General features: G+C 31.4%; 16 protein-coding genes. 5 read left to right on the top strand and 11 right to left on the bottom strand.

All coding sequences use genetic code 11. The features are described 5' to 3' along the window. The first annotated feature begins 230 nt into the window (after positions 1-230). Complete coding sequence (locus G9F70_RS10200) at positions 231-1,601, top strand: ISNCY family transposase (protein ID WP_164948111.1); 1,371 nt, start codon at positions 231-233, stop codon at positions 1,599-1,601. A 376-nt stretch (positions 1,602-1,977) separates the two neighbouring features. Here the strand turns inward: G9F70_RS10200 and G9F70_RS10195 are convergent, their stop codons facing one another. Beyond that, positions 1,978-2,151: a hypothetical protein gene (locus G9F70_RS10195; protein ID WP_411955998.1), complete on the bottom strand. Its 174-nt coding sequence runs from the start codon at positions 2,149-2,151 to the stop codon at positions 1,978-1,980. A 121-nt stretch (positions 2,152-2,272) separates the two neighbouring features. Beyond that, positions 2,273-3,136: a DUF2971 domain-containing protein gene (locus G9F70_RS10190; RefSeq protein ID WP_164948119.1), complete on the bottom strand. Its 864-nt coding sequence runs from the start codon at positions 3,134-3,136 to the stop codon at positions 2,273-2,275. 116 nt (positions 3,137-3,252) lie between these two features. Between G9F70_RS10190 and G9F70_RS10185 the strand changes: the two genes are divergently transcribed. Continuing rightward, positions 3,253-4,695 (top strand): IS4 family transposase, encoded by a 1,443-nt coding sequence (locus G9F70_RS10185; RefSeq protein WP_224617501.1) that lies wholly within the window; start codon positions 3,253-3,255, stop codon positions 4,693-4,695. 392 nt (positions 4,696-5,087) lie between these two features. On the opposite strand, the gene G9F70_RS10180 is transcribed toward G9F70_RS10185, so the two are convergent. Beyond that, positions 5,088-5,771, bottom strand: coding sequence for a hypothetical protein (locus G9F70_RS10180; RefSeq protein WP_164948121.1), 684 nt, complete (start codon positions 5,769-5,771; stop codon positions 5,088-5,090). Positions 5,772-6,056: 285 nt separating this feature from the next. Between G9F70_RS10180 and tnpA the strand changes: the two genes are divergently transcribed. The 3 genes from tnpA (at position 6,057) to tnpC (ending at position 8,444) form a co-directional block, all read left to right on the top strand. After that, positions 6,057-6,383: an IS66 family insertion sequence element accessory protein TnpA gene (tnpA, locus tag G9F70_RS10175; protein WP_164948085.1), complete on the top strand. Its 327-nt coding sequence runs from the start codon at positions 6,057-6,059 to the stop codon at positions 6,381-6,383. Beyond that, entirely contained in the window at positions 6,377-6,727 is a 351-nt protein-coding gene (gene tnpB / locus G9F70_RS10170; protein ID WP_164948086.1) for an IS66 family insertion sequence element accessory protein TnpB, read from the top strand. Before tnpA ends, tnpB begins: the two co-directional genes overlap by 7 nt. Before the next feature lie 88 nt (positions 6,728-6,815). Continuing rightward, positions 6,816-8,444 (top strand): IS66 family transposase, encoded by a 1,629-nt coding sequence (gene tnpC, locus G9F70_RS10165; RefSeq protein WP_164948087.1) that lies wholly within the window; start codon positions 6,816-6,818, stop codon positions 8,442-8,444. A gap of 188 nt (positions 8,445-8,632) precedes the next feature. On the opposite strand, the gene G9F70_RS10160 is transcribed toward tnpC, so the two are convergent. The 8 genes from G9F70_RS10160 to ltrA all read right to left on the bottom strand — a co-directional run bounded on the left by G9F70_RS10160 (position 8,633) and on the right by ltrA (position 19,900). Further along, positions 8,633-9,532 (bottom strand): hypothetical protein, encoded by a 900-nt coding sequence (locus tag G9F70_RS10160; protein ID WP_164947939.1) that lies wholly within the window; start codon positions 9,530-9,532, stop codon positions 8,633-8,635. A gap of 18 nt (positions 9,533-9,550) precedes the next feature. Continuing rightward, the gene (locus G9F70_RS10155) at positions 9,551-10,936 is read right to left on the bottom strand and encodes a nucleotidyltransferase (RefSeq protein WP_164947938.1); all 1,386 of its coding nucleotides are present in this window, start codon (positions 10,934-10,936) and stop codon (positions 9,551-9,553) included. A gap of 290 nt (positions 10,937-11,226) precedes the next feature. After that, complete coding sequence (locus G9F70_RS10150) at positions 11,227-11,958, bottom strand: TatD family hydrolase (protein ID WP_164947937.1); 732 nt, start codon at positions 11,956-11,958, stop codon at positions 11,227-11,229. Beyond that, positions 11,951-13,366, bottom strand: a complete 1,416-nt coding sequence (qatC, locus tag G9F70_RS10145; RefSeq protein WP_164947936.1) for a Qat anti-phage system QueC-like protein QatC — start codon at positions 13,364-13,366, stop codon at positions 11,951-11,953. Before qatC ends, G9F70_RS10150 begins: the two co-directional genes overlap by 8 nt. A gap of 2 nt (positions 13,367-13,368) precedes the next feature. Continuing rightward, a complete protein-coding gene (locus G9F70_RS10140; protein ID WP_164947935.1) occupies positions 13,369-14,049 on the bottom strand; it encodes a hypothetical protein in 681 nt (226 codons plus the stop codon). Positions 14,050-14,062: 13 nt separating this feature from the next. Further along, on the bottom strand, positions 14,063-15,919 hold the full coding sequence (locus G9F70_RS10135; protein ID WP_164947934.1) for a P-loop NTPase fold protein: 1,857 nt from the start codon (positions 15,917-15,919) through the stop codon (positions 14,063-14,065). 200 nt (positions 15,920-16,119) lie between these two features. Then, positions 16,120-17,052, bottom strand: a complete 933-nt coding sequence (locus G9F70_RS10130) for a HEPN domain-containing protein (protein WP_164947933.1) — start codon at positions 17,050-17,052, stop codon at positions 16,120-16,122. A gap of 1,066 nt (positions 17,053-18,118) precedes the next feature. Beyond that, on the bottom strand, positions 18,119-19,900 hold the full coding sequence (ltrA, locus tag G9F70_RS10125; protein WP_164947269.1) for a group II intron reverse transcriptase/maturase: 1,782 nt from the start codon (positions 19,898-19,900) through the stop codon (positions 18,119-18,121). Positions 19,901-20,302 lie beyond the last annotated feature (402 nt).

Raw genomic sequence — 20,302 nt, 5'->3', positions numbered from 1 at the left:
ACGGGTCAAAGCCTTGATCTTTTCCCATATTTCTTAACATATCACATGGGAATATATCACATTCACCACAATGGTTCAATCCTTTTAATTCACTACAAGTTTTTACTATGATCCGTTTATGATAATGTCTTACTATACCACATTTGATTATGTCCCAAATATGAAAACATTGTATAATAAACCTCATGACTAGAAATGAGGTGCTGATAATAAGAAAGGTGAATTTAACTATGGAAGAAATGGATAAGTACTCTACTATAAAAAAATTAATAGAAACAGATGCCAATAAAAAGCGAGCAGCTATTGCTCTCAATTGTTCGGTTAGGCATATTAACAGAATGATTAAGGGGTATAAAGAAAGTGGAAAGGAATTCTTTATTCATGGTAATCGAGGGCGAAAGCCCGCACATGCTCTTGATGCTAATACCAAGCAGTTAATCCTAGATTTATATTGCACCAAATACCCTGAAGCTAATATTACCCATTTTTGCGAATTGCTAAAAAAGCACGAGAATATAACGGTTTCTACTAGCACCATTCGTTCTATCCTTATGCAAGATTTCATCCTGTCCCCTAAGGCGAAGCGTGCTACAAGAAAAAGGATTAAGGCTGAATTAAAAGAACTGCAAAAAGCAACTAATTCTATAAAAGAAATTGCTAAAATTCAAAGTTCCATAATTGCTGCCGAGGATGCACATCCTAGACGTCCAAGATGTGCTTATGCAGGCGAAATGCTTCAAATGGATGCTTCGGTACATCTTTGGTTCGGTAACGATAAAAGTCAGTTGCATATCGCAGTAGATGATGCTACTGGTGCTATTGTGGGTGCTTATTTCGATCCGCAAGAAACTTTAAATGGGTACTATCATGTACTACACCAAGTACTTACTAACTATGGTATTCCCTACATGTTATTCACTGATAGGCGTACGGTCTTTGAATATAAACAAAAAAATTCCCCTTCAGTTGAAGAGGACACATTTACACAATTTAGCTATGCATGCAAACAATTAGGTATTGAAATTAAAACCAGTAGTGTTCCACAAGCCAAGGGACGCGTAGAAAGAATGTTTCAGACGTTACAATCACGCCTCCCCTTGGAAATGCGGATAAGTGGTATAAACACAATTGAGCAAGCAAACGAATTCTTAAACTCCTACATAAAAGAATTCAATGCTCAGTTTGCATTACCTGTTGATAATATCAAATCTGTCTTTGAAATGCAACCAGATATTGAAAAAATCAACTTAACTCTTGCCGTATTGACCAGTAGGAAGGTGGATAACGGAAGTTGTATCAAATTTAAAAAGAATTATTATTTGCCTGTTGATTGCAATGGATATCCTGTACATTATCGCAAAGGAACAGTTGGAACGGTAATTCAATCATTTAATGGCGAGATTTTCTTGTGTGTAGATGAGAAAGTTTATGCGCTAGATTTATTACCTGGACATGAACTCTCCTCCAAAAACTTTGATTTAGCAGTTCCCAATACCCAACCTAGCAAACGCTACATACCACCAATGAATCACCCTTGGAAACAAGATTCGTTTGAGCGGTATCTAAAGAAACAGGCTCACCGGAACAATAATGTAGCATAGAAACACTAAAAATCTGTTCATTTTAGATCTTTGAAAAAGACAATCTTCAAAGGTTTATTAAGTGAACCCAAAATATACTTTGATAATAGATTAAGAAACTGACCAATGGAAGTCATAAATAATAAAATCAAATTAATAAAAAGAAATGGATTCTCATCCATTAGCTACGCTAATATAAATAGAAGGATTCATACACATTTTCAAAAATGACCTTTAAGCTTTAATGGACCCCCAATTATAAGCCTACGGCTAAAAGATATTTAGAAAAGATTTTAGGAAAATTTCAAAGTAATTAAATAATCTTATAGCCACTTTGTGCAATATTCATTAAGTAACCCAAATTAATAAAAGCACCAGAAAAACTGGTGCTAATGTTTTAAATATTTGAGGACATTTTCAAAAATGCTTGACATCCTTTTAATTCACTACAAGTTTTTACACCACACACTCCGCCCCAAAAAGGAGCAGACATATTGAGACACCCCTTACAATTAACTTTTTCCTTCTGTACACAACGACTGCAGCATACGCCACACCTTGATTCAAACATTTTTATTCCTCCAAATCATACAATCATTTGATAATTAACGTATATTAAATTATCAATTAAAAAAATTGCTACGTTATTTTTTACCAGTGTGACACACTTTATGAATATTTCGAATTAAAAATTAGTCTATGTATTTTGTCTTAATTAAACTTTCTGGCTTGAAGTTTAATTCTATGTAAGGTTTTTTTATACCTAATATTGTTCTATGTTTTACAAATATATTATCAGGATCATCTATTAAAAATACCGCTCTATACTCTTCTTCTTTGGCGTAATTCACATGTTTAAAGAAAAAAGAATAGTTCATCACTTTCATTTCAATTACACGCCTAACCGTTTCTATAGCTGCAACATAATCAACTATTGTTTCTTCATTAACTAAAGTAGTTAAGATCTCTGCATAAAATTCATTAATATCTTTTAATATTGATGTCATCTGCCTTTTAAGGTGATATTCTACCCTTGCTGAACCTATACACATTACATGCTTGTTGTGTTTAAACATATCATCAACGTTATTTCTAAATTCAAGTACGGCCCCGTTATGTCCATCCTTTCTGCAATAATTTTCATATAAGTATTTGTTGTTTTTATTTTCTGTTAATGATAATAAATAAAGACTTGATCCACTAATGGGAGCTCCATATTTATATATTTCACTTAGTCCTTCAAATGTTTCAATAATAGCTTCATAAATAATAGAGTAACCTGCAACCCCTTTATCGTAAAGTTTTTCGTTTTGTTTTAAATACATTACCACGCCTTTTAAAACAGTAGAAATATATCTTATTTCGGTTACATCATCTAAGTAATTACTCTGTGTTGCAAATAAAGTATTACTTTCTAATATTCCCTTTGCTCCAGCACTAGTTGTATAATGATATAATTTTTTTCTTGTGGTTTTTCCTAATTTCATTTCTATGGGATTTTTTTGTGATACCTCGTAATATCTTAATTTAGTTATATCTCTTATATTTTTATCCATAGTCTTTACCCCATAGCCATCAAGCTAAGAAAATTCTATAAAAATAAAGCCCCCCATTTGTGAAAATGTTATTATTTGAAAGATAATAAAAACACATCAATGGGGGTAATTTACAAATGATAGAAGAAAACTTAAAATTGGATAAAGATATGAAACTTTTTGCAGCTGAACTTAAAAGTTGTTTTTCAAAAGAGGAGCTTGAAGCAATAGCAAGAGAAACAGGTTTTGTGAAAAGAAAAGGTAAAATTCGCGCATGGGAATTCGTTTGCTTATGCTGCTTTATGGATGCAGAGGTTGCGAATAATACACTTGTTACCTTATGTACAAAACTTAGTGCCAAAATAGGAATAGTTATTTCTAATCAAGCATTAGATCAACGTTTAAATGAAAAATGCGTGGAATTTTTAAAGAAAATTTTTGAGAATCTGTTGCGCCAAACAATAACAAATAATACTTGTATACCAAGTGTATGGGATGAACATTTCAAACGAATAAGAATACTTGATTCTACTGCTTTTCAAGTACCAGAAAGCTATAAAGATATTTACCCTGGATCTGGTGGCTGTTCTCAAGCTTCAGGTGTAAAAATACAACTAGAATATGAATTGAAATCTGGAAATCTTCTTAATATACAAGTAGGAGCTGGCTCTGGAAGCGACAATACTTTTGGGAGCAAAATAAGAGATACTATCAAATCTGGGGATCTTATTTTAAGGGATCTTGGATATTTCAACTTTGAAGATTTTTTGGACATAGAAAATAGAGAAGCCTTTTTCATATCAAGACTCAAACCTAATATAGCTGTATATATAGACAATGAGGATATAGAGTACTATAAGAATGGCGCCCCCAAAAAATCAAGCCTTTTTAAAAGAATCTATATTTCTGACATAATGAAACAGATGGGAGAGGGGGACCGTTATGAAATTAAGGATGTCTATGTAGGTAAGGAAAAGACACTAAAAACAAGGCTTATTTTATATAAACTAACAAATGATCAATTGAAAAAAAGAACAGAAAAATCTGTGAAGAACGCTAAGAAAAAGGGTATAGAAAAAAGTGATAATACTATTGAATTATTAGGGATATCTATTTATATAACCAATATTACAGAAGAAGTTTTAAGTGCAAAACAGGTTCATGAATTTTACAGCTTAAGATGGCAGGTGGAAATAATTTTTAAAACATGGAAATCCATATTTAGTATACAGGTTGTAAAGTTAGTTAAAATAGAACGGTTTCAATGTCAGCTTTATGGGAAACTTATTTTGCTACTCATAAGCTCTGCTATAATGTTTAAAATGAGGACTTTAGCCTTAGAAAATAAAGGGCTTGAAGCCAGTGAAATTAAGACTTGTGAAATAGTTCATGAATATATTGATGGGATATATTTTGAGCTTATCAAATTTCCTAATAAAGTTTTTAATACGTTAAAATTAATATTTGAAAATGTAGTTAGGAATGGTCTGAAATCTCATAAAAAGGATAAGAAAACTGTTTTTGATATTCTCGGAGTTTGTTATAAACTAACATCAACACAGGTTAAAGTTGCAGCATAGACCAATTTAATAAAATTGCGAATATTCCCACTATATAGTGGTTTTTTTGGCGTGACATGAAATTATTTGAATACTAATATGCACTTAAAATACACCATTCAAATTCACAAAAGAAAAATTAATGGTAAAATATTGTAGCTGGTGATAGTCCAATATTATTTAATGTGGCTTAGCTTGATGGCTATGAGTCTTTACCCCTAATAATTAAAAATTTGATGAAATGAAACAGAATATAAACTTCTAATAAATATTCTTTCTGCTAACTACGGTATTTAAACTAAGTGCTAATTGGTCGAACTGCCCATTATTAGCCTAATTAGAAGTTTAAATCTTTACTTCAGCATCAGTATGCCCATTTTGTTCGCTAAGACAAATTAGAATTTGTACTACGTCTAATAATTTTTTTTTGATTTCTCTAGAAATTCTGTTAATTTTTCTATCAGTTCTTTCCAATCGATTGGCTCGTTTTCGATTTCATGTTCCCCTACATAATCAAATCCAATTTTCTTGAAAAATTCCTTATCTTCACCCGAAAACTTGTATATTTCTCTTTTCCATATCCATTCCTCTTGAGATAACTCAACTAAAGATAGCTCCTCCTTTGTTGATATACTGTTACCATGAGCAATTAACAAATACCAGGTTATACAATCTGTAAAAATAATATATGATGTTTTCTTAAACTGTTCGTTCAATTGTCCTATATGATTTTCAACCTTTAATTTGTTATATCTAGTGATTGTATCCTTTTCAATTTCAATATCGATATCTGGTATTTTTACTTCAACAGTTACATATGGTTTTGTAGGATTCTCATACGAATAACTGTTTGGAACAATAATAAGATCCTGCAACCCACCATTGTCCGCATATGCGCTCCTAGCCTTAGCATGTATACCATTTCTTTGTTTATTTTCACCAACATTAATTACTTTTTCATAGTGAGAACAGATACTTTGCAAAAATTCTTGTATTTTAGGATGGTAATAATACTCTAATCTCTCGTCCTTATATACATTTATAACTTTATCCTTGTATTCTTTGTATAAGTAATGCTTATTTTCGATAGACTCCACGGCTTTTTCTCCAATCTTATAAATTCTGATTTGTACATTTCATTGTTTATAAATTTTCTTCATAATTTAATATTAACCAACTCGATAAATTACTATTTATCTTCTGCTCGAAAGATTTGTAAATGATGCAATTACATATGCATCATCCTTATCTTTATTATTTAACTGGTTATCTAAACTTGCAATTATTAGCCAAATTAGAGTAAGCGTAAAAGAATTGACGCCTAGATAGTTAAAGTTACCTTTGCTAAAATTACAGATAGTAAGAATAGGAGGTTATCTGTAATGGCAAAAAAAAATAATGATATAACCTGGAGAGGATTTTTAGAAAAGTTTTCTTCTTATGAAGGGACTGTAACCAGCTTTTGTAAAGAAAATAATATTAGCAAGAGTCAGTTCTACTATTATAAAAATAAATTTAAACAATCAAATAAGCCAACATTTCATGCTATAGCAATTAATAATGAAAAATCCAACCCCAAAGCAGTAAACAAAAGTGTAAAAGGATGTAGTGATATAAGAATCGAGATCGGTAAAATTAATATATTTATACCTGCAAATGAACTAGAACTATTATCAAATATACTTAAGGAACTAAGTAAATCATGCTAAATATTGATAAGGTTAACACTGTATATTTAGCTTGCGGCGTAACAGATTTAAGAAGAAGCATAGATGGATTATCAATGGTAGTACAAACAGACTTAAAATTAGACCCCTTTGAAAAAGCATTATTTGTGTTTTGCAATAAACAAATGAATAAGCTTAAAATACTACATTTTGATAATGGATTTTGGTTATATTATTATAGATTAGAAAAAAGTAGGTTTAAATGGCCAATGACAAAGGCGGAAGCCTTAAAAGTAAATATAGAAGAACTAGGTTGGCTACTAAAAGGTTATGAGGTAAGAACAACCTCAAAATTCAAGCCGATTAAGGAAAAAAACTACTATTAAAACCACATAAAAAAACCTCTTGACCCTTGATAAATCAAGGGTTTTCTGCTATAATATAAGTATAAAAACTTTAGAAGAGGTAATTGAAATGAATGACTTAAATATTGAAGAACAATTAGATTATAAAACAAAAAACATAATTTCTAAGATGGAAAAAGAGATAGAATTAAAGGATAAAGAAATTAGAGAGCTTAAAAATGAACTTTCATTTTTAAAAAATCAAGTTCTTAATAAGAATAAAAAAATATTCGGTAAGTCTAGCGAGCAGATGGATAGCAACCAAATATCTCTTTTTGACGAAGCAGAAAAGTTTTGTGATTCAAAAGTGGCGGAGCCAACCATTGAAGAAATAACATATAAGAGAAAAAAGGCCTCTTCTTATGTAGGAAAGAAAGATAATCTAGCTAATTTGGAAAGAGTAATTATCGAGCATAAATTGGACGAGGATAAGGCTAATTGCGATAAGTGCAATGGGCAATTTGTTGTTATAGGATCAAAATCAAAAGAAATTCTAAAATATAAACCAGCAGAGCTATATATAGAGGAACATGTAACCTATAGCTACGCTTGTAAATCCTGTGAAGAAGCTGAAGGTAAAGCAAATATAATTACTACAAAAGCGCCTAACAGCTTGCTATATAAAAGTATGGCATCTAACGAATTAATAAGCCATGTAATAAATCTTAAATATCAATATGCGCTACCGCTTTATAGACAGGAAACGTATTTTGATATGCTTGGTGCAAATCTTTCTAGGCAAACATTGTCCAATTGGATAATCGGTGCTGCAAAAGAGTTTGAACCTGTCTACGACATGATGAAGGAAGAACTATTAAAAAGCCATTATATCCAGGCTGATGAAACCACTGTAGTAGTTGTGGACTCTAAAGGAGAAGATTCCAAGGCTAAAAAATATATGTGGTTATACAAAACTGGTGAATATAAAGATCCAATTATTTTGTATGACTATCAAAAGACAAGATCAAGCTCCTGCCCTAAAGGATTTTTAAAGGGATTTTCTGGGATAATCCAAACAGATGGCTACGCCGGCTATAATTCTGTAGAGAATGTAAAAAGGCTGTACTGTTTGGCTCATATTAGGAGAAAATACTTTGATATAGTTACAAAGCTAGATAAAGAAGCCCTAAAAAATTCTCGAGCAGTTATAGGGTTTAATTTTTGCGAGCAACTTTATAAAATCGAAAAAGATTTAAGAGAGAACTATGCTGGTGAAGATGATTACTACGAAAAGCGCTATGAAACAAGACTTGAAAAATCAACACCAATTATTGAAGAATTTATAAAGTATGTGGATATAGAAATAAATAGTGCATTGCCAAGAAGTCCATTGGGCGCAGCCTTAGAATATAGCCGAAAGCTATTACCGAGCTTCAGAATTTTTTTAACTGATGGATCCTTAGAAATCGATAATAATGCATCCGAAAGATCAATAAAACCTTTCGTTATTGGTAGAAAAAACTGGCTTATGTGTAATACTCCTAAGGGAGCAAGAGCAAGTGCAACAATATATAGCGTAGTAGAAACGGCTAAGGCAAATGGGTTAGTGGTAGAAAAGTATTTAGTGTATTTAATGGATGTGTTGTGTAATTTAGAAAACAAGGATAACAATACGCTATTAAAATACATGCCTTGGTCCAAGGAATTACCTGAAACCGTAAAACTTCAAAATAGGAATCTTCATGGCAAAAAAGATTAAAATAAAATCCAGTAGAAAAGCACTTGCTGCTTACTACTGGATTTAGTTTATCAAAGAATTTCCTGAAAATACATACGGAGAATTTTTGACGCTTACAAATTAGAAGTTTAAATCTTTACTGTAAAATCATTATGCCCATTTTGTTCACTAACACAAATTGGAATTTATGTTTATGATTAAATTAACCTCTATGGCTGAACTGTTATTGTCTCTTTGTGTTTGTTTCGCCTCATTAATTTATCCGTGTTTTCATTCAGAATTTTAGGCGTGTGATTAGCAATATCGTCTGCAAGCTCATTTGTATTAAACCTCACACCAAGTGATTTGATTTCATCAGAAGTTGCAAAACGATACTTTTTACAATCTGTCCCCATGAGATTTCTGAATAATTGTTCCTGTGTGTCTGACAATTGAACTTCAATAATATCCGCCAAAAGCAATTCATAATGACCAAACACACTACCATACTCAACGTTAGTCATATGCCTTCCACAATATTTGTACGATAACGCACCAAATCCACTTCTATCCAAAATATTCGTTGAAAATATCTCTTCAGCGAACTCCCTACAAAGATCTGATATATTCTCCCGATACTGCGTCTTATTAAACCTCCTAACAAACTTCCTCAAGTATTCATTTTTAACCAACAATCTATAATCGCGCTTTGTGATTATATCTACTGGAATTCTATCATCATTTTCAACTGGAATATTATCTCTCAGATAGTCTGCCTCTTCTTTGTTAAATTTGTATGCCCCGCCTACTGGCTGATATTTCTTTGTTCGAGTATTCAGTACTAAGAAGTACTTTCCATCAACTTTTATTCTAAACAAATATGCAAATGAAATCCTGATAAAAGTATCTTTTTGCAGGATACCAGCCCTTTTCAACTTTCGTTGAGATGATTTCCAATTCTCATTATCAGTTAAATCAATAATGCTTAAAATAAGATATGGAATTGATATGCCAGCAATCAAACTGCCAAGCATAGGTCCTACGGAAATTGACTTTAGTTCACAGTAAATTGCACCTATTGCAGATGTAACTGAAATTAGAAGCAAAAGAAACATCTTTGTTATTTTCATTTTCAATCGTCTCCCCTCTCAACTTACTCCAATGGGAATATTTACATGACCTATCCCCACACATACTCCATTCTTTATCAGGTAACATTCAATATAATGTGGTCCAAAGAATTTTGAATTCTCTGTTATTTCCTTTCCCCTATCTTGAATTTGACCACGGATATCATTGCGTCGCTCAGATTCAGCTCCCACATTTAGTACCTTCCATAGAACCTTATCATAAGACGGACAGTTAGTATATCCAATCTTGCATTTTACAGAAAGGTTATATGGAATATACTTTTTAAAACGTGCCGCGTATTTATCCAGATATTCTAAAATTGGCATTAATGTAAAACCATTACCAGATACTTTGCAGTCAATCGTTACATCATATTGCTCATATACAGGGTATAAATCTTCAATAAATTCTTCTGTATCAGCAAATTTTTGTGATTTATGAATACTAAAGCTTTCACTAGCCACCGCCATCTCCAAGTTTGTCCAATATGGGTGATTAAAGAATTTGTTCCATGCTTTTACCGCCTTACTATAAGTGCAGTTGCAGTCCGACTCGAACAATATGTTTAACTCCTTGAGACTAGACTCAAGACGGTTTTTCCAATTATTCATTCTTTGGCGATCAACATCACGAGTTACCAATGCTCTCCCATTGTCAACCGGAGCCGCAACCTCAGTACTGTCATTAATTCGATTAACAATTGCTTGCATAGTATGATAAAATAGTTCATCTAGACGTGAGTAATCTGTAGTAAGCTTTTCATCACATAGAACTGTCTGAATCAAACCACTTGGCATATTCTTCCAAGTTTCTCGTGATTTACAAAACATTTTAGATAGTCGTATAACCTTTCGGAGATTATCACTCTTATCCTTTATTTCTCCATTGAACCACTCTTCCAGTGCCTTCAGATGTCTAACTGACCATTCAGCGCCTGCATGTTCATAAATATAGTCCTTGTCATCTGAATCTTCCTTATATCTCTTGAAAATTGCAAAGTCCACATGGTAACCTGTCGATGCATACTTCAAACGAACACAACTTGTCTTTACATCTGGATCTTCTGCAAATTGTTTTGTCTTTCTCTTTAGTGCACCTGCAACCATATTCCTCGTGGCAAGAGGTCCCATTCCATTAAGATTATCTGACTCAAATACTATACCAACATCTATATCATAATCATTTTTGTCATTTTGGACAGTGGTGTGCATAGCCATACTGCCTTGGATTCTGTTCTCTGCGATCTTATAGCCTTTGCCTTTTTCCTCATTATATTCTAATAAGCCATCCCTCAATCTCTTTATATTCAGCTTTCGTTTTTCCCGAAGTTCACTCTGCTCCGTTTCTGGAAGTACAACTTCTGTACGATAAAACTTATTAAATTCTTTCGAGCAATCATACATAATATTCTATCCCTCCTTAAATTTCTATTGAACAGCTTTTAAATTACACATACTCTGCTAGTTCTACTTTATCATCACAAATTACTATTTATTGAGATGTTTTACTTATTGTATATGTACATTTTTATACTAGTTCGCCATATCCAAGTTATTCATTTTCACTGCACTCATCAATTAAGCATTCATTTTTTCAACTGCCCATTATTAGCCTAATTGGTATAGGGATAATGTGTAGTTGTTTTATATGAAGCCCTTTTTTACTGTGCAAAAACATGAATTTTATTATATTTCTAATCGCAAATATTATTGACTCCGTTAAGCAAGTTTCTATAATTATTATATATCATTTTGCGTGTTATTCCATATTTTTCAAGTTCATCATATGTTAAATTCATAGCTTTAAAATATTGCTCCTCCGCTTTAATAGTAAATGGTGCATCAGATTCAACCAAGACTTTATTTTGGGGTATAATTCTTATAAGTTCATTGAATTTTTTAGTTTTTATCATTTTACTATTTATACTAAAATAATATCCTTGGTTTATAAAATTAAATACATCTTCAATTTTACCGCTATACCAATGTATAATAGCATGTGTAACATTTGTTTTATCCAATATGTCAAACAAATCTTCTTCTGCCTGTACACAATGAATATTTAATAGTTTATTGTTTCTAGATGCGACATCGCATATAAATTCAAATATTTTTTTTTGTTCTATCTTTTTCCCTATGTATTTCTTAGAAAAATCCAATCCAACCTCTCCTATATATTTAGTTGTGGATATATTTTTCATAAACAAAAAACTATTAAATTTCATTATTGTACTGTACTGTGGATGAAACCCAATGGCTAATTTTACATACCTGTTTTGATATTTGCGTTTTACTAAGCTTACATACTCTTCCGGTGAATTACTTACACACAAAGCATATTGTCTAATATCAACTAATTTTTTTATTATTTCTTCAGTTTGCTTAAAATCTGAAAGATGAACATGAGTATCAATCAAGCTATTCATGTTCGCCTATCCCAGCATAATTAGCTATCTCGCCACCATATTTACTAACCGATTTAACTACTAATTTTTCAATCTCCAACATAGTTTTTGAATAGACTCTATATGCCATATTAACTTCATCAATACTTATTTTTCCTGTCTGCATAATTAATACCTTTACTGCTTTTTCACTCAAATGCTTAAATCTATATATGCTCGATAAAATCGCTTTCAAGTCATCTGGGTTATATTTCTTAGCCTTAAATACTCCCTGCTTTTTAACAAACTCCATACTTAATACGTTATTATAATCATAGTTTTCATCTTTAATATTAATTTGATTCAGTGAAGCCTTTCTTATAATACATGGGTAACAATATCCACAATTCATAGGTATAGTTTTTTGGTTCATCCTTGCTTGGCAAGGGTGTGAGCATGATATTGTTAAATCATATCCTTCTTTAAATGCTGTTACACTTTCCAACTCTTCAACAATTTCTCCTTTCGTTCTATATGCATACATATTCTCAATCGGATTCTTAATATCTAGTTCAATCAATAGTTCATTTAATTTCTTAATAAAATAAGGATGTGTTGTTCTTGTACTACAGCTACCTCGCCTACTATCAGTAAGAGGTACATTAATTCCAATGAAACCATTTTCCGGTATCATTATTGGAATCGTGCTTCCAATTTGAGAAGCTACAGCCAATGCCCCAGCTAAAAACATAAAAGATCTACTTCTACTTGTGTTTTCTCCATTGTTTAGTAACTTATTTCCATAAATGTCTAATGGACAATACGGGTTACTGTTAAACACAATCAAATCTTTTTGAACATTAGGGTAGTTGTTTTCTAATATACTAAATATTTTATTTTGCCTTATCTCCAAGTGACCATATTCTCTAAATCCAACAAAGCATACCTTTTTTCCTTCTTCAAGTAACTTTATCGCTCCGGAGAAAGAATCCAATCCACCTGAAAATAACGAAACCATTTCAATGTTGTGTTTGTCAACTTGGTTATACTTTTTTCTGCTTGAATTGTTCCTATAATGCAAATGTGTTTTTCTAAATTGTACATTCCATCTATCTCCACTTAAAAAACCGAGTAATGAGTTAAGACGCTCTTTAGTTGCATACCACTTCTCATATTCTAATACAGGTACATTCAGTTCTATATCTCTTGTCCATGCATCAATACTTTTAGAACGATTCACTCTCTTATCTGCTGCAAAAACCGCTATCGATAAAACTAATAAATCTTCATTAATGCTTGATAATTCTGTATTTCCACAACTTCTCCAAAGCTTTTCAATATCGCTTTTCAGATTTGAAAGATTATTCTCCTGTAACATATTGAATACAAGAGAATTATTATAAGCAACTGGTATTTCCTCGGTTTCCTGTTTATTTATCCATATTCTCAATATTACTCCTCCTCTGTTGCCATTAGTAATTCATAACACTCTTTACATTTGCTCTCTATAATAGCTTGTCCTTCCACAGATCTCCAATTAATATTAGCTAGTTCCTTAGTTTCATACTGATCACTTATTGAATATGCAATAAAAGAATTAATATTATCAATAAGAGCTTTCGCTTGATCTGGAGTTCTATCTGACATTATCTTTTCGTAGTACATAGTCTTAAAATCTACTTCGATATATGTAATTACAAATTTCATAAAGAAATAATCAAAAGAATAATTTTGTAAGTCTTTTAAATCATCTATCTTCAAATCAATTAACAATTGTGATATAGTACTTTTCACAATTCCATCTTCTATTTCACCGCTACCATCACTGAAATAATCAATAATGCCGTTAAAAACCTCATCTGAGCTTTTACCAATTAAGTGGTCTAATCCAAGTTCTTCAAATGCTTTTTCTGCTCCTATGCTAGCAATTAAATGATATAATTGAGCAATTTTTGCTCCAGCAGATGCCATTCCTTGAAAAGAAGAAGTTTGCATATGCGCCGCAGCATAATCAAGAACAGCCTTCCTTCTATTTCCACTGTCACCATTACTATTGAGATATCTTGTCAAAGATCCTTTTGCTCTACTCCACTCTGGAGTAGTTGGTGGTTGATATCCTTTTGATGTTCCCATATTATTTCACCGCCTATTCTATAATTTTATTATATTTTGCATCATTAATCTTCCCTTTACTTTTTAATTCTACAATACATGGCTTCATACTATCTACATCTTTTCTATACATTGATTGTAAGAACCCCACTTCTGCAGCATTTATCGTCTTAGTATCAGCTCGTATAACTGTTTTAGCTATGTCATATCTAATTGAGCTATCGAGATCAAATAGTATAGCCAGAGTAACTAATCCCAATGTATTTTTCTTGAATAGCTCATAAATGGCTTTAACCAAATTATTTTTCCGATCTCTTTCAAGTAATATCATCTTAGAAATAATTCCCTTCTGTATAGCTGCATCTTCTCTATTTTTTATTAAATGTTCTATAGTTTCTTTATCTTCTGCAGTTAGCATATCTAAACTATATGTTTTTTCTTTCAATACATCCCTACTTATGTAAAAGTACTTGGATAAATCCATATTATAAATATCTTTTGGTTCTGACATTACCCACCTTTTAAGTTGTTCATCATTCCATGAAGAGAATTCATTCTCTGGTATTTTGTCTGCTGATACAATGCCATACAACTTTTCTAGTTTTTCTATACCAACCGTGGACTCCTGATACCAATTATATAACTCTTGAAATTTATCTTTATTTATGTATTCTAAAGACATTAACTTTGCTAGTACTTCGTCTTTTATAGCATTTGTCCCTTTAAAATATATGAACGCAAGCTTCTTGCGAACTAAAAACATATTCAAAAATCTTTTTGCTTGTCTAGGATTTCCTTTTAATGAATCCGCCACTACATTTTTAATATTTACTATTGTATTCCTAAGCTGAATTAGTTCATCTGATATATAATTAATATCTTTACAATAATCCTCAATCTTCTCTGATGTAATACGTTGCTGATTAAATAAAACACCATCTTCGTATAGCTTATTAACAATATTTTGGAATTTGTCCCCCAAGTACATTTCATAAACTAATAGCATTAAATAATTTTCTACATCAATTGAAGATAGTTCAGGCAACCGTATTGGCAATTGAATTATTTTTTCAATATAATCTTTTGAGATATCTGTAGAGTCATCTGATTGCAATGGATATTTTTCTTTGATCGCATACTTTACTACTCTTTCATCAACAGCAATAATAAATGTAGTTTTTTCAACTGAAAGAAACAATTTTATTGCTTCTAAAATCTCAATTATTCTATCCGGATTGCAGCGATCTAAATCATCTATTAGAATAACAAGATTCTTAACTTCTATTTTTTCAATCATTTTTGCAAATTCATTTCGAAATAATCTTACATTATCTACTATACTATTCGATTCTGCATCTTTTACATAAGTACTTTTAAACGAAGATGCCTCGTCAAAAATCTTACCTATAGACTCCTTCGGTTTTTTAATAATGGAATCCCAAGCTGTTTTAGATAAACTAAGCATTATTGGCGCTGGATTTGCAGTTGCTAAACTTATTGCTAATGGAATTCCTGTTTTAACAGCACTGGCAGCAAGTTTCATATAATCAATTCTCTTTAATAAATTAATTATTTCCGTTCCAGCTTTCTTTACAAAATTCTTATTTTCCTGAAGTTCCTTAAGTAAGCTTTCCATTATTGATGTTTTTGCATCATCGTAGCTTTCAAAAATCCATGCATTTAGATTTACACAAAATAGCCCTTTATCATCTGAATCAACTTTTATATTATTTTCTAGTATTTGAAGCAATGTTGATTTACCAATGCCCCAGCTCCCAAATAAGCCTACTGTTAATGGTTGCATTCGTTCATCACGAATTATATCCATCAAAAGTTCTGAATAAGGATAATATGCTAACATATCAATTTTTGATGCATTATCAATCCACATAATTTATTTACTCCTTTCCTTTTAACAAATTCACCTTCACATTTTAGACACAACCTGTACAAACAATCTAATAACTCTTACAGTTGGTTATGACAAACTATATTTGAAATACGACGTAAAAATACCGTAAAATCCAATTTCGAATACTACGGTATTTTAATTTATGAGCGACATGGTATTAATTATAGTAAACTGTGTTATTATTTTAAGTATAATAATACATCTAATCCATTTACTATATGTTTCTTTGCTTTAAATTCAGACTGAATGCCAATTATATGAAATAACAAATCAACATATAAGTCTTGTAGATATAACAAAATGGCTGAATCTAGATTAATAAGCTTGCCCTCATGCACTATTTTGCATCTTATCTTATATACTTTTTGAATATTAAAATAGCTTAATGCATCGCTTGAATTCATAGAATAAATATCACCTAATAGTTTGCCTATAGGCTCACGTCGTGTATTATCCATAGTTAATGTCTCTATGGCAATCCAATTTTTTATAAATATATTTTTATTATCTTCCTCACTATTTATAGCTTCGAAAAACCAACTTAATGAGAAGATTATTTTTCTTTCTTGTTTACCACTTTTACTTGAAATATTGCTAAATGCTCTTGCTATTGAATTAAATTTAGAATCAGATATATCAGGAACAGGTAAACTATTATTATTGAAAAATGAATAAGTAGTAACTACTCCTCCCTGGCTATCTTCACCAATAAACATACAATTATCAAATATATATTCACAAGTAATATTTTTCCCTAAAATGGCATTTAACAAACCTAACTTTGAATATACTAAACTCGTATCTTCATTAGGAGTAATTAAAAATAAGTAAGTATCCTCCTTTGCATTAATATCTTCTGGATTTTCAAATTTAAAATCACTATTTTCTATCTTATATATCTTATTTGGGTTTGAGTATATAAAAGTACCATGAAACAGTAAAACTACTGTATCTCCAAGTAAAAGTTCCTTAATTAAATTGTTTAAATCTTTCTTTTTAATTCCAAATACTTTATATGCATAAATAAACACTGTTGCATTATCCTTATGTCTCCATTCAACTGGAATTTTATTTCTTAACTCAACGGATACACCATCAATATAGATTTTCATTGCTAACACCCATCCCTATGATATTCTTTTACTTACTATTCAACAACAGATATAGCATTCTCAGTCGTATCATTATATGTATAATTATAATGTTATTCATTTTATTCACATAAGTTATCATAGAATTTTTTATAATTTGATACCGTATTATTAAATTTTCAAAGAACATTGTTCGTACTTTTAAATTCAATTAATTAAGACGTGCTTTTTAGCAAGTTCGACGTATATATATCCGTTATTCTTTAGCGAAAATAGCTCTTTATAAAACATGATTTTTTAGCTTACTACTATATTACATAAAGTAATTGATCATTTTTTCGACTTCCAATTATAGACATAATACTCATAAATACTTCTAAAACATTCTACTAACAATCTTTCTACCTATAAACGAGCAAAAATGCTAACATTTATTTACATACTAAGTAAAATCAACAGTTTAGGCATTATCTATAATAAGTACAATCTAAATTAGAAGGCATATAAAGTAATTAATTTGCTTATGGTGTTAATTAATGGATGTAAAACCTCTCATTTATAATTTCTACATCATTCTATCATATTCCTTCTAAATTTGTATAATAAACCAAAATAACTCGTTATTTACTAAACAATCCATCTTAACTTTTCTTTAATATTAAGAAACAACAAAAAAACACCGATATCTAACCGATGCTTTTTGTCTAAGTTATGACCCATTTACATAAATGGCTTTTAGTTCTTGAATATTCATAGATAAATTCAATCTTTTAGCAATTTCAAACACAGCAATCCAGAAGTCATCGTTATGACTAGCCCCTCCATATATTTACCCAATACATTCTAAACCTTTCTGAAACTTATGTGGGAAAAGTGTGGGAAAATAAATGGTTAAAGCTGAAAACCTCATTTACTTATGGTACGGTTCACCATTCATTATCCTAAATTTTATTCAATATTTATCTACCTTTTTCTAACTACAGCAACTGTCGGCTAAGTCAGAGGAATTACTCCCTCCTTCTCGCCTAAGAACTGTACGTGTCACTTTCGCGACATACAGCTCAAGCTCTCATTTATCCTATTGTCTTTATAATAATTCTGCAAGCCTTAGTTGTCTTATGACTTTGTAGCCTTTTTGTTTTTGCTGTTTTGTTGGAAGTTCACCTTTTAACGGAAATATTTTATAATATTGTTTGTTACAATATCTATGTACCAATTGTAAATTGTTATATTTTCTTGTTCCGCCGTGTATCACCGGTACCTTTTCTTGTACTTCCAACTTTTCTGTAAAATCTGTAATACTCTTGTTGCATATAGGGCATTTATAATTCTGTATTTTAGCCATTTTCTGTTTGCTTTTAACACAGTTTCTGTTAAATTCCTTTTCATTCCTACTATTGAAATATCCTTTAAGGCTACTATCATATGGAGTTGCTATAAATTTAATGAGCCTATGCCTGACTATTGGTATCCATGACATTTTTGTGAGTTGCTTATTCTTTTTAGGGTCAGTCAGTATCCATTTGTTTTTGCTTTGTCCCGCTATATCTGGTTTGTAGTATCTATTTATTATCCAAGTCTTACTCTTCTTTGGATGCAAATATTTTAAAAACCTAAATGTACACCACCATATATGGTGGTCCATATATGAATATGTATGCTTTGCGACCCACGCCGACCAGTAATTACCTATGCCCTTAATTATTGGATTAAGTTTGTTTATTACGGCACCAACATTTTTACCCTTCAACTTTTGTATTTCAGTTGAAATAGTTTCTTTACTTTTCTTGATAGACTCCTTTGATGGTTTTATCAACAGTTTTTCACCTTGACACGTTTGATACATTCTAACATTAAGGACCAGAAAATTAAAACCTTCATCTATCGTTACCACTCTTGTTTTTTCTTTAGATAACTCCAGACCCCTTTTATCTAAATATGCTTTTAATAATTCATAGACGTCCTCTGCATCTTTTTGTGTATTGCACATTACCACAAAATCATCTGCATAAAACACTAGTGTATATTTGGCTACGTTTGTATAACTTACAATTTTGCCATTGTTTTTTACTGGCTTGTACTTTATTCCAAGTATATCCTCCATACCCATTAATGCAATATTAGCAAGCAACGGTGATACAATGCTTCCTTGTCCAGAACCGAATTCTGTTTCATTGAATACACCATTATCAACATATCCTGCTTTTAGCCATTTGCCTATCCTGTTACTATATGGAAATCCTTTTATCTGTTCCATAATATAATCATGGTTTAAATTGTAAAAACAACCTTTAAAATCCCCTTCAAAAATCCATCTTTTTCTACTGCCACTATGGCAAGACAGAAAAATCCTTGTAATAGCGTCATAGCATCCTCTTTTGGGTCTAAATCCATATGATATTGGTTCAAACCTTGCCTCCCATTGTGGTTCAAGTGCTCCTTTGATAATATTTTGATATATTCTATCTCGTATAGTCAGAATACTTAGTGGTCTTAACTTCCCATTCTTCTTTTTAATATAAGTTCTATGTGACGGTTTAGCCTTATGTTTTCCTATATCTCCTTCTGACAAATCATTGAATAGCTTTAATCGTTCCTTGTTAGCTATCGCTATTTCTCCGTCCACACCAGCAGTCTTTTTCCCTTTGTTAATTTGAGTAACCCTTTTTATAGATATCAACATCATAGCCTTACTTCTTACTAAGATTCTTTGCAGACTTCTTACTTTACGTTTGTTACCAAGACATTCGGCGCAGTATATCCGCTGTTGCAATCTTTCTACATACTTATTAATGTGAAACCAATCAATTAGTTTCCATTGGGCATCGGGAGATAATGTGGACTTCCTATAAATTGAAGTTTTTCGCATCTGTTACCTCACTTTTGAAATCTTGCTTTTCGTTTTATTCTGTGTTGATTACCAGTTGGAAGTCAGCACCCTTTCGGGTTTGTATACTACCATTATTCGCCCAGTTATTTCTTATTCCTGTTGGTTTGCACCATAGCGACATTTGCTTTTTCCAACGTTCCTTTATCCTCTGGACATTGTATCTTCCTTACGGTCGACCTACCAACAATAAATTGGACTCCATAGGACTTACCAAGTTCAGCTTCTGTTAGAAACGGATGGGTTAGGTTTATTCATATATAGGTAGTAACATATGTACATGAGCATCTACATTTCCTAATCTGTAATACAATGGCGAACATATCCCAACCATTGCTGCTAATGACGATGCTTAATCGTAAACCATACCAACCTTTCCCTTGC

The organism is Clostridium sp. FP1 (genome assembly GCF_011065975.2).
In the GTDB taxonomy this organism is placed as follows: domain Bacteria; phylum Bacillota; class Clostridia; order Clostridiales; family Clostridiaceae; genus Clostridium_AD; species Clostridium_AD tagluense.
Note: the sequence above shows the minus strand (reverse complement) of the source record. Positions and strands in the feature narration are given on the sequence as shown.

Bases quoted from the DNA above. Each gene is read 5' to 3' on its own strand.
- G9F70_RS10185 (WP_224617501.1), top strand. From the start codon at position 3,253: ATGATAGAAGAAAACTTAAAATTGGATAAAGATATGAAACTTTTTGCA.
- tnpC (WP_164948087.1), top strand. From the start codon at position 6,816: ATGAATGACTTAAATATTGAAGAACAATTAGATTATAAAACAAAAAAC.
- G9F70_RS10200 (WP_164948111.1), top strand. From the start codon at position 231: ATGGAAGAAATGGATAAGTACTCTACTATAAAAAAATTAATAGAAACA.
- G9F70_RS10195 (WP_411955998.1), bottom strand. From the start codon at position 2,151: ATGTTTGAATCAAGGTGTGGCGTATGCTGCAGTCGTTGTGTACAGAAG.
- G9F70_RS10160 (WP_164947939.1), bottom strand. From the start codon at position 9,532: ATGAAAATAACAAAGATGTTTCTTTTGCTTCTAATTTCAGTTACATCT.
- G9F70_RS10135 (WP_164947934.1), bottom strand. From the start codon at position 15,919: ATGTGGATTGATAATGCATCAAAAATTGATATGTTAGCATATTATCCT.
- G9F70_RS10150 (WP_164947937.1), bottom strand. From the start codon at position 11,958: ATGAATAGCTTGATTGATACTCATGTTCATCTTTCAGATTTTAAGCAA.
- G9F70_RS10190 (WP_164948119.1), bottom strand. From the start codon at position 3,136: ATGGATAAAAATATAAGAGATATAACTAAATTAAGATATTACGAGGTA.
- G9F70_RS10130 (WP_164947933.1), bottom strand. From the start codon at position 17,052: ATGAAAATCTATATTGATGGTGTATCCGTTGAGTTAAGAAATAAAATT.
- tnpA (WP_164948085.1), top strand. From the start codon at position 6,057: ATGGCAAAAAAAAATAATGATATAACCTGGAGAGGATTTTTAGAAAAG.
- G9F70_RS10140 (WP_164947935.1), bottom strand. From the start codon at position 14,049: ATGGGAACATCAAAAGGATATCAACCACCAACTACTCCAGAGTGGAGT.
- G9F70_RS10155 (WP_164947938.1), bottom strand. From the start codon at position 10,936: ATGTATGATTGCTCGAAAGAATTTAATAAGTTTTATCGTACAGAAGTT.
- tnpB (WP_164948086.1), top strand. From the start codon at position 6,377: ATGCTAAATATTGATAAGGTTAACACTGTATATTTAGCTTGCGGCGTA.
- ltrA (WP_164947269.1), bottom strand. From the start codon at position 19,900: ATGCGAAAAACTTCAATTTATAGGAAGTCCACATTATCTCCCGATGCC.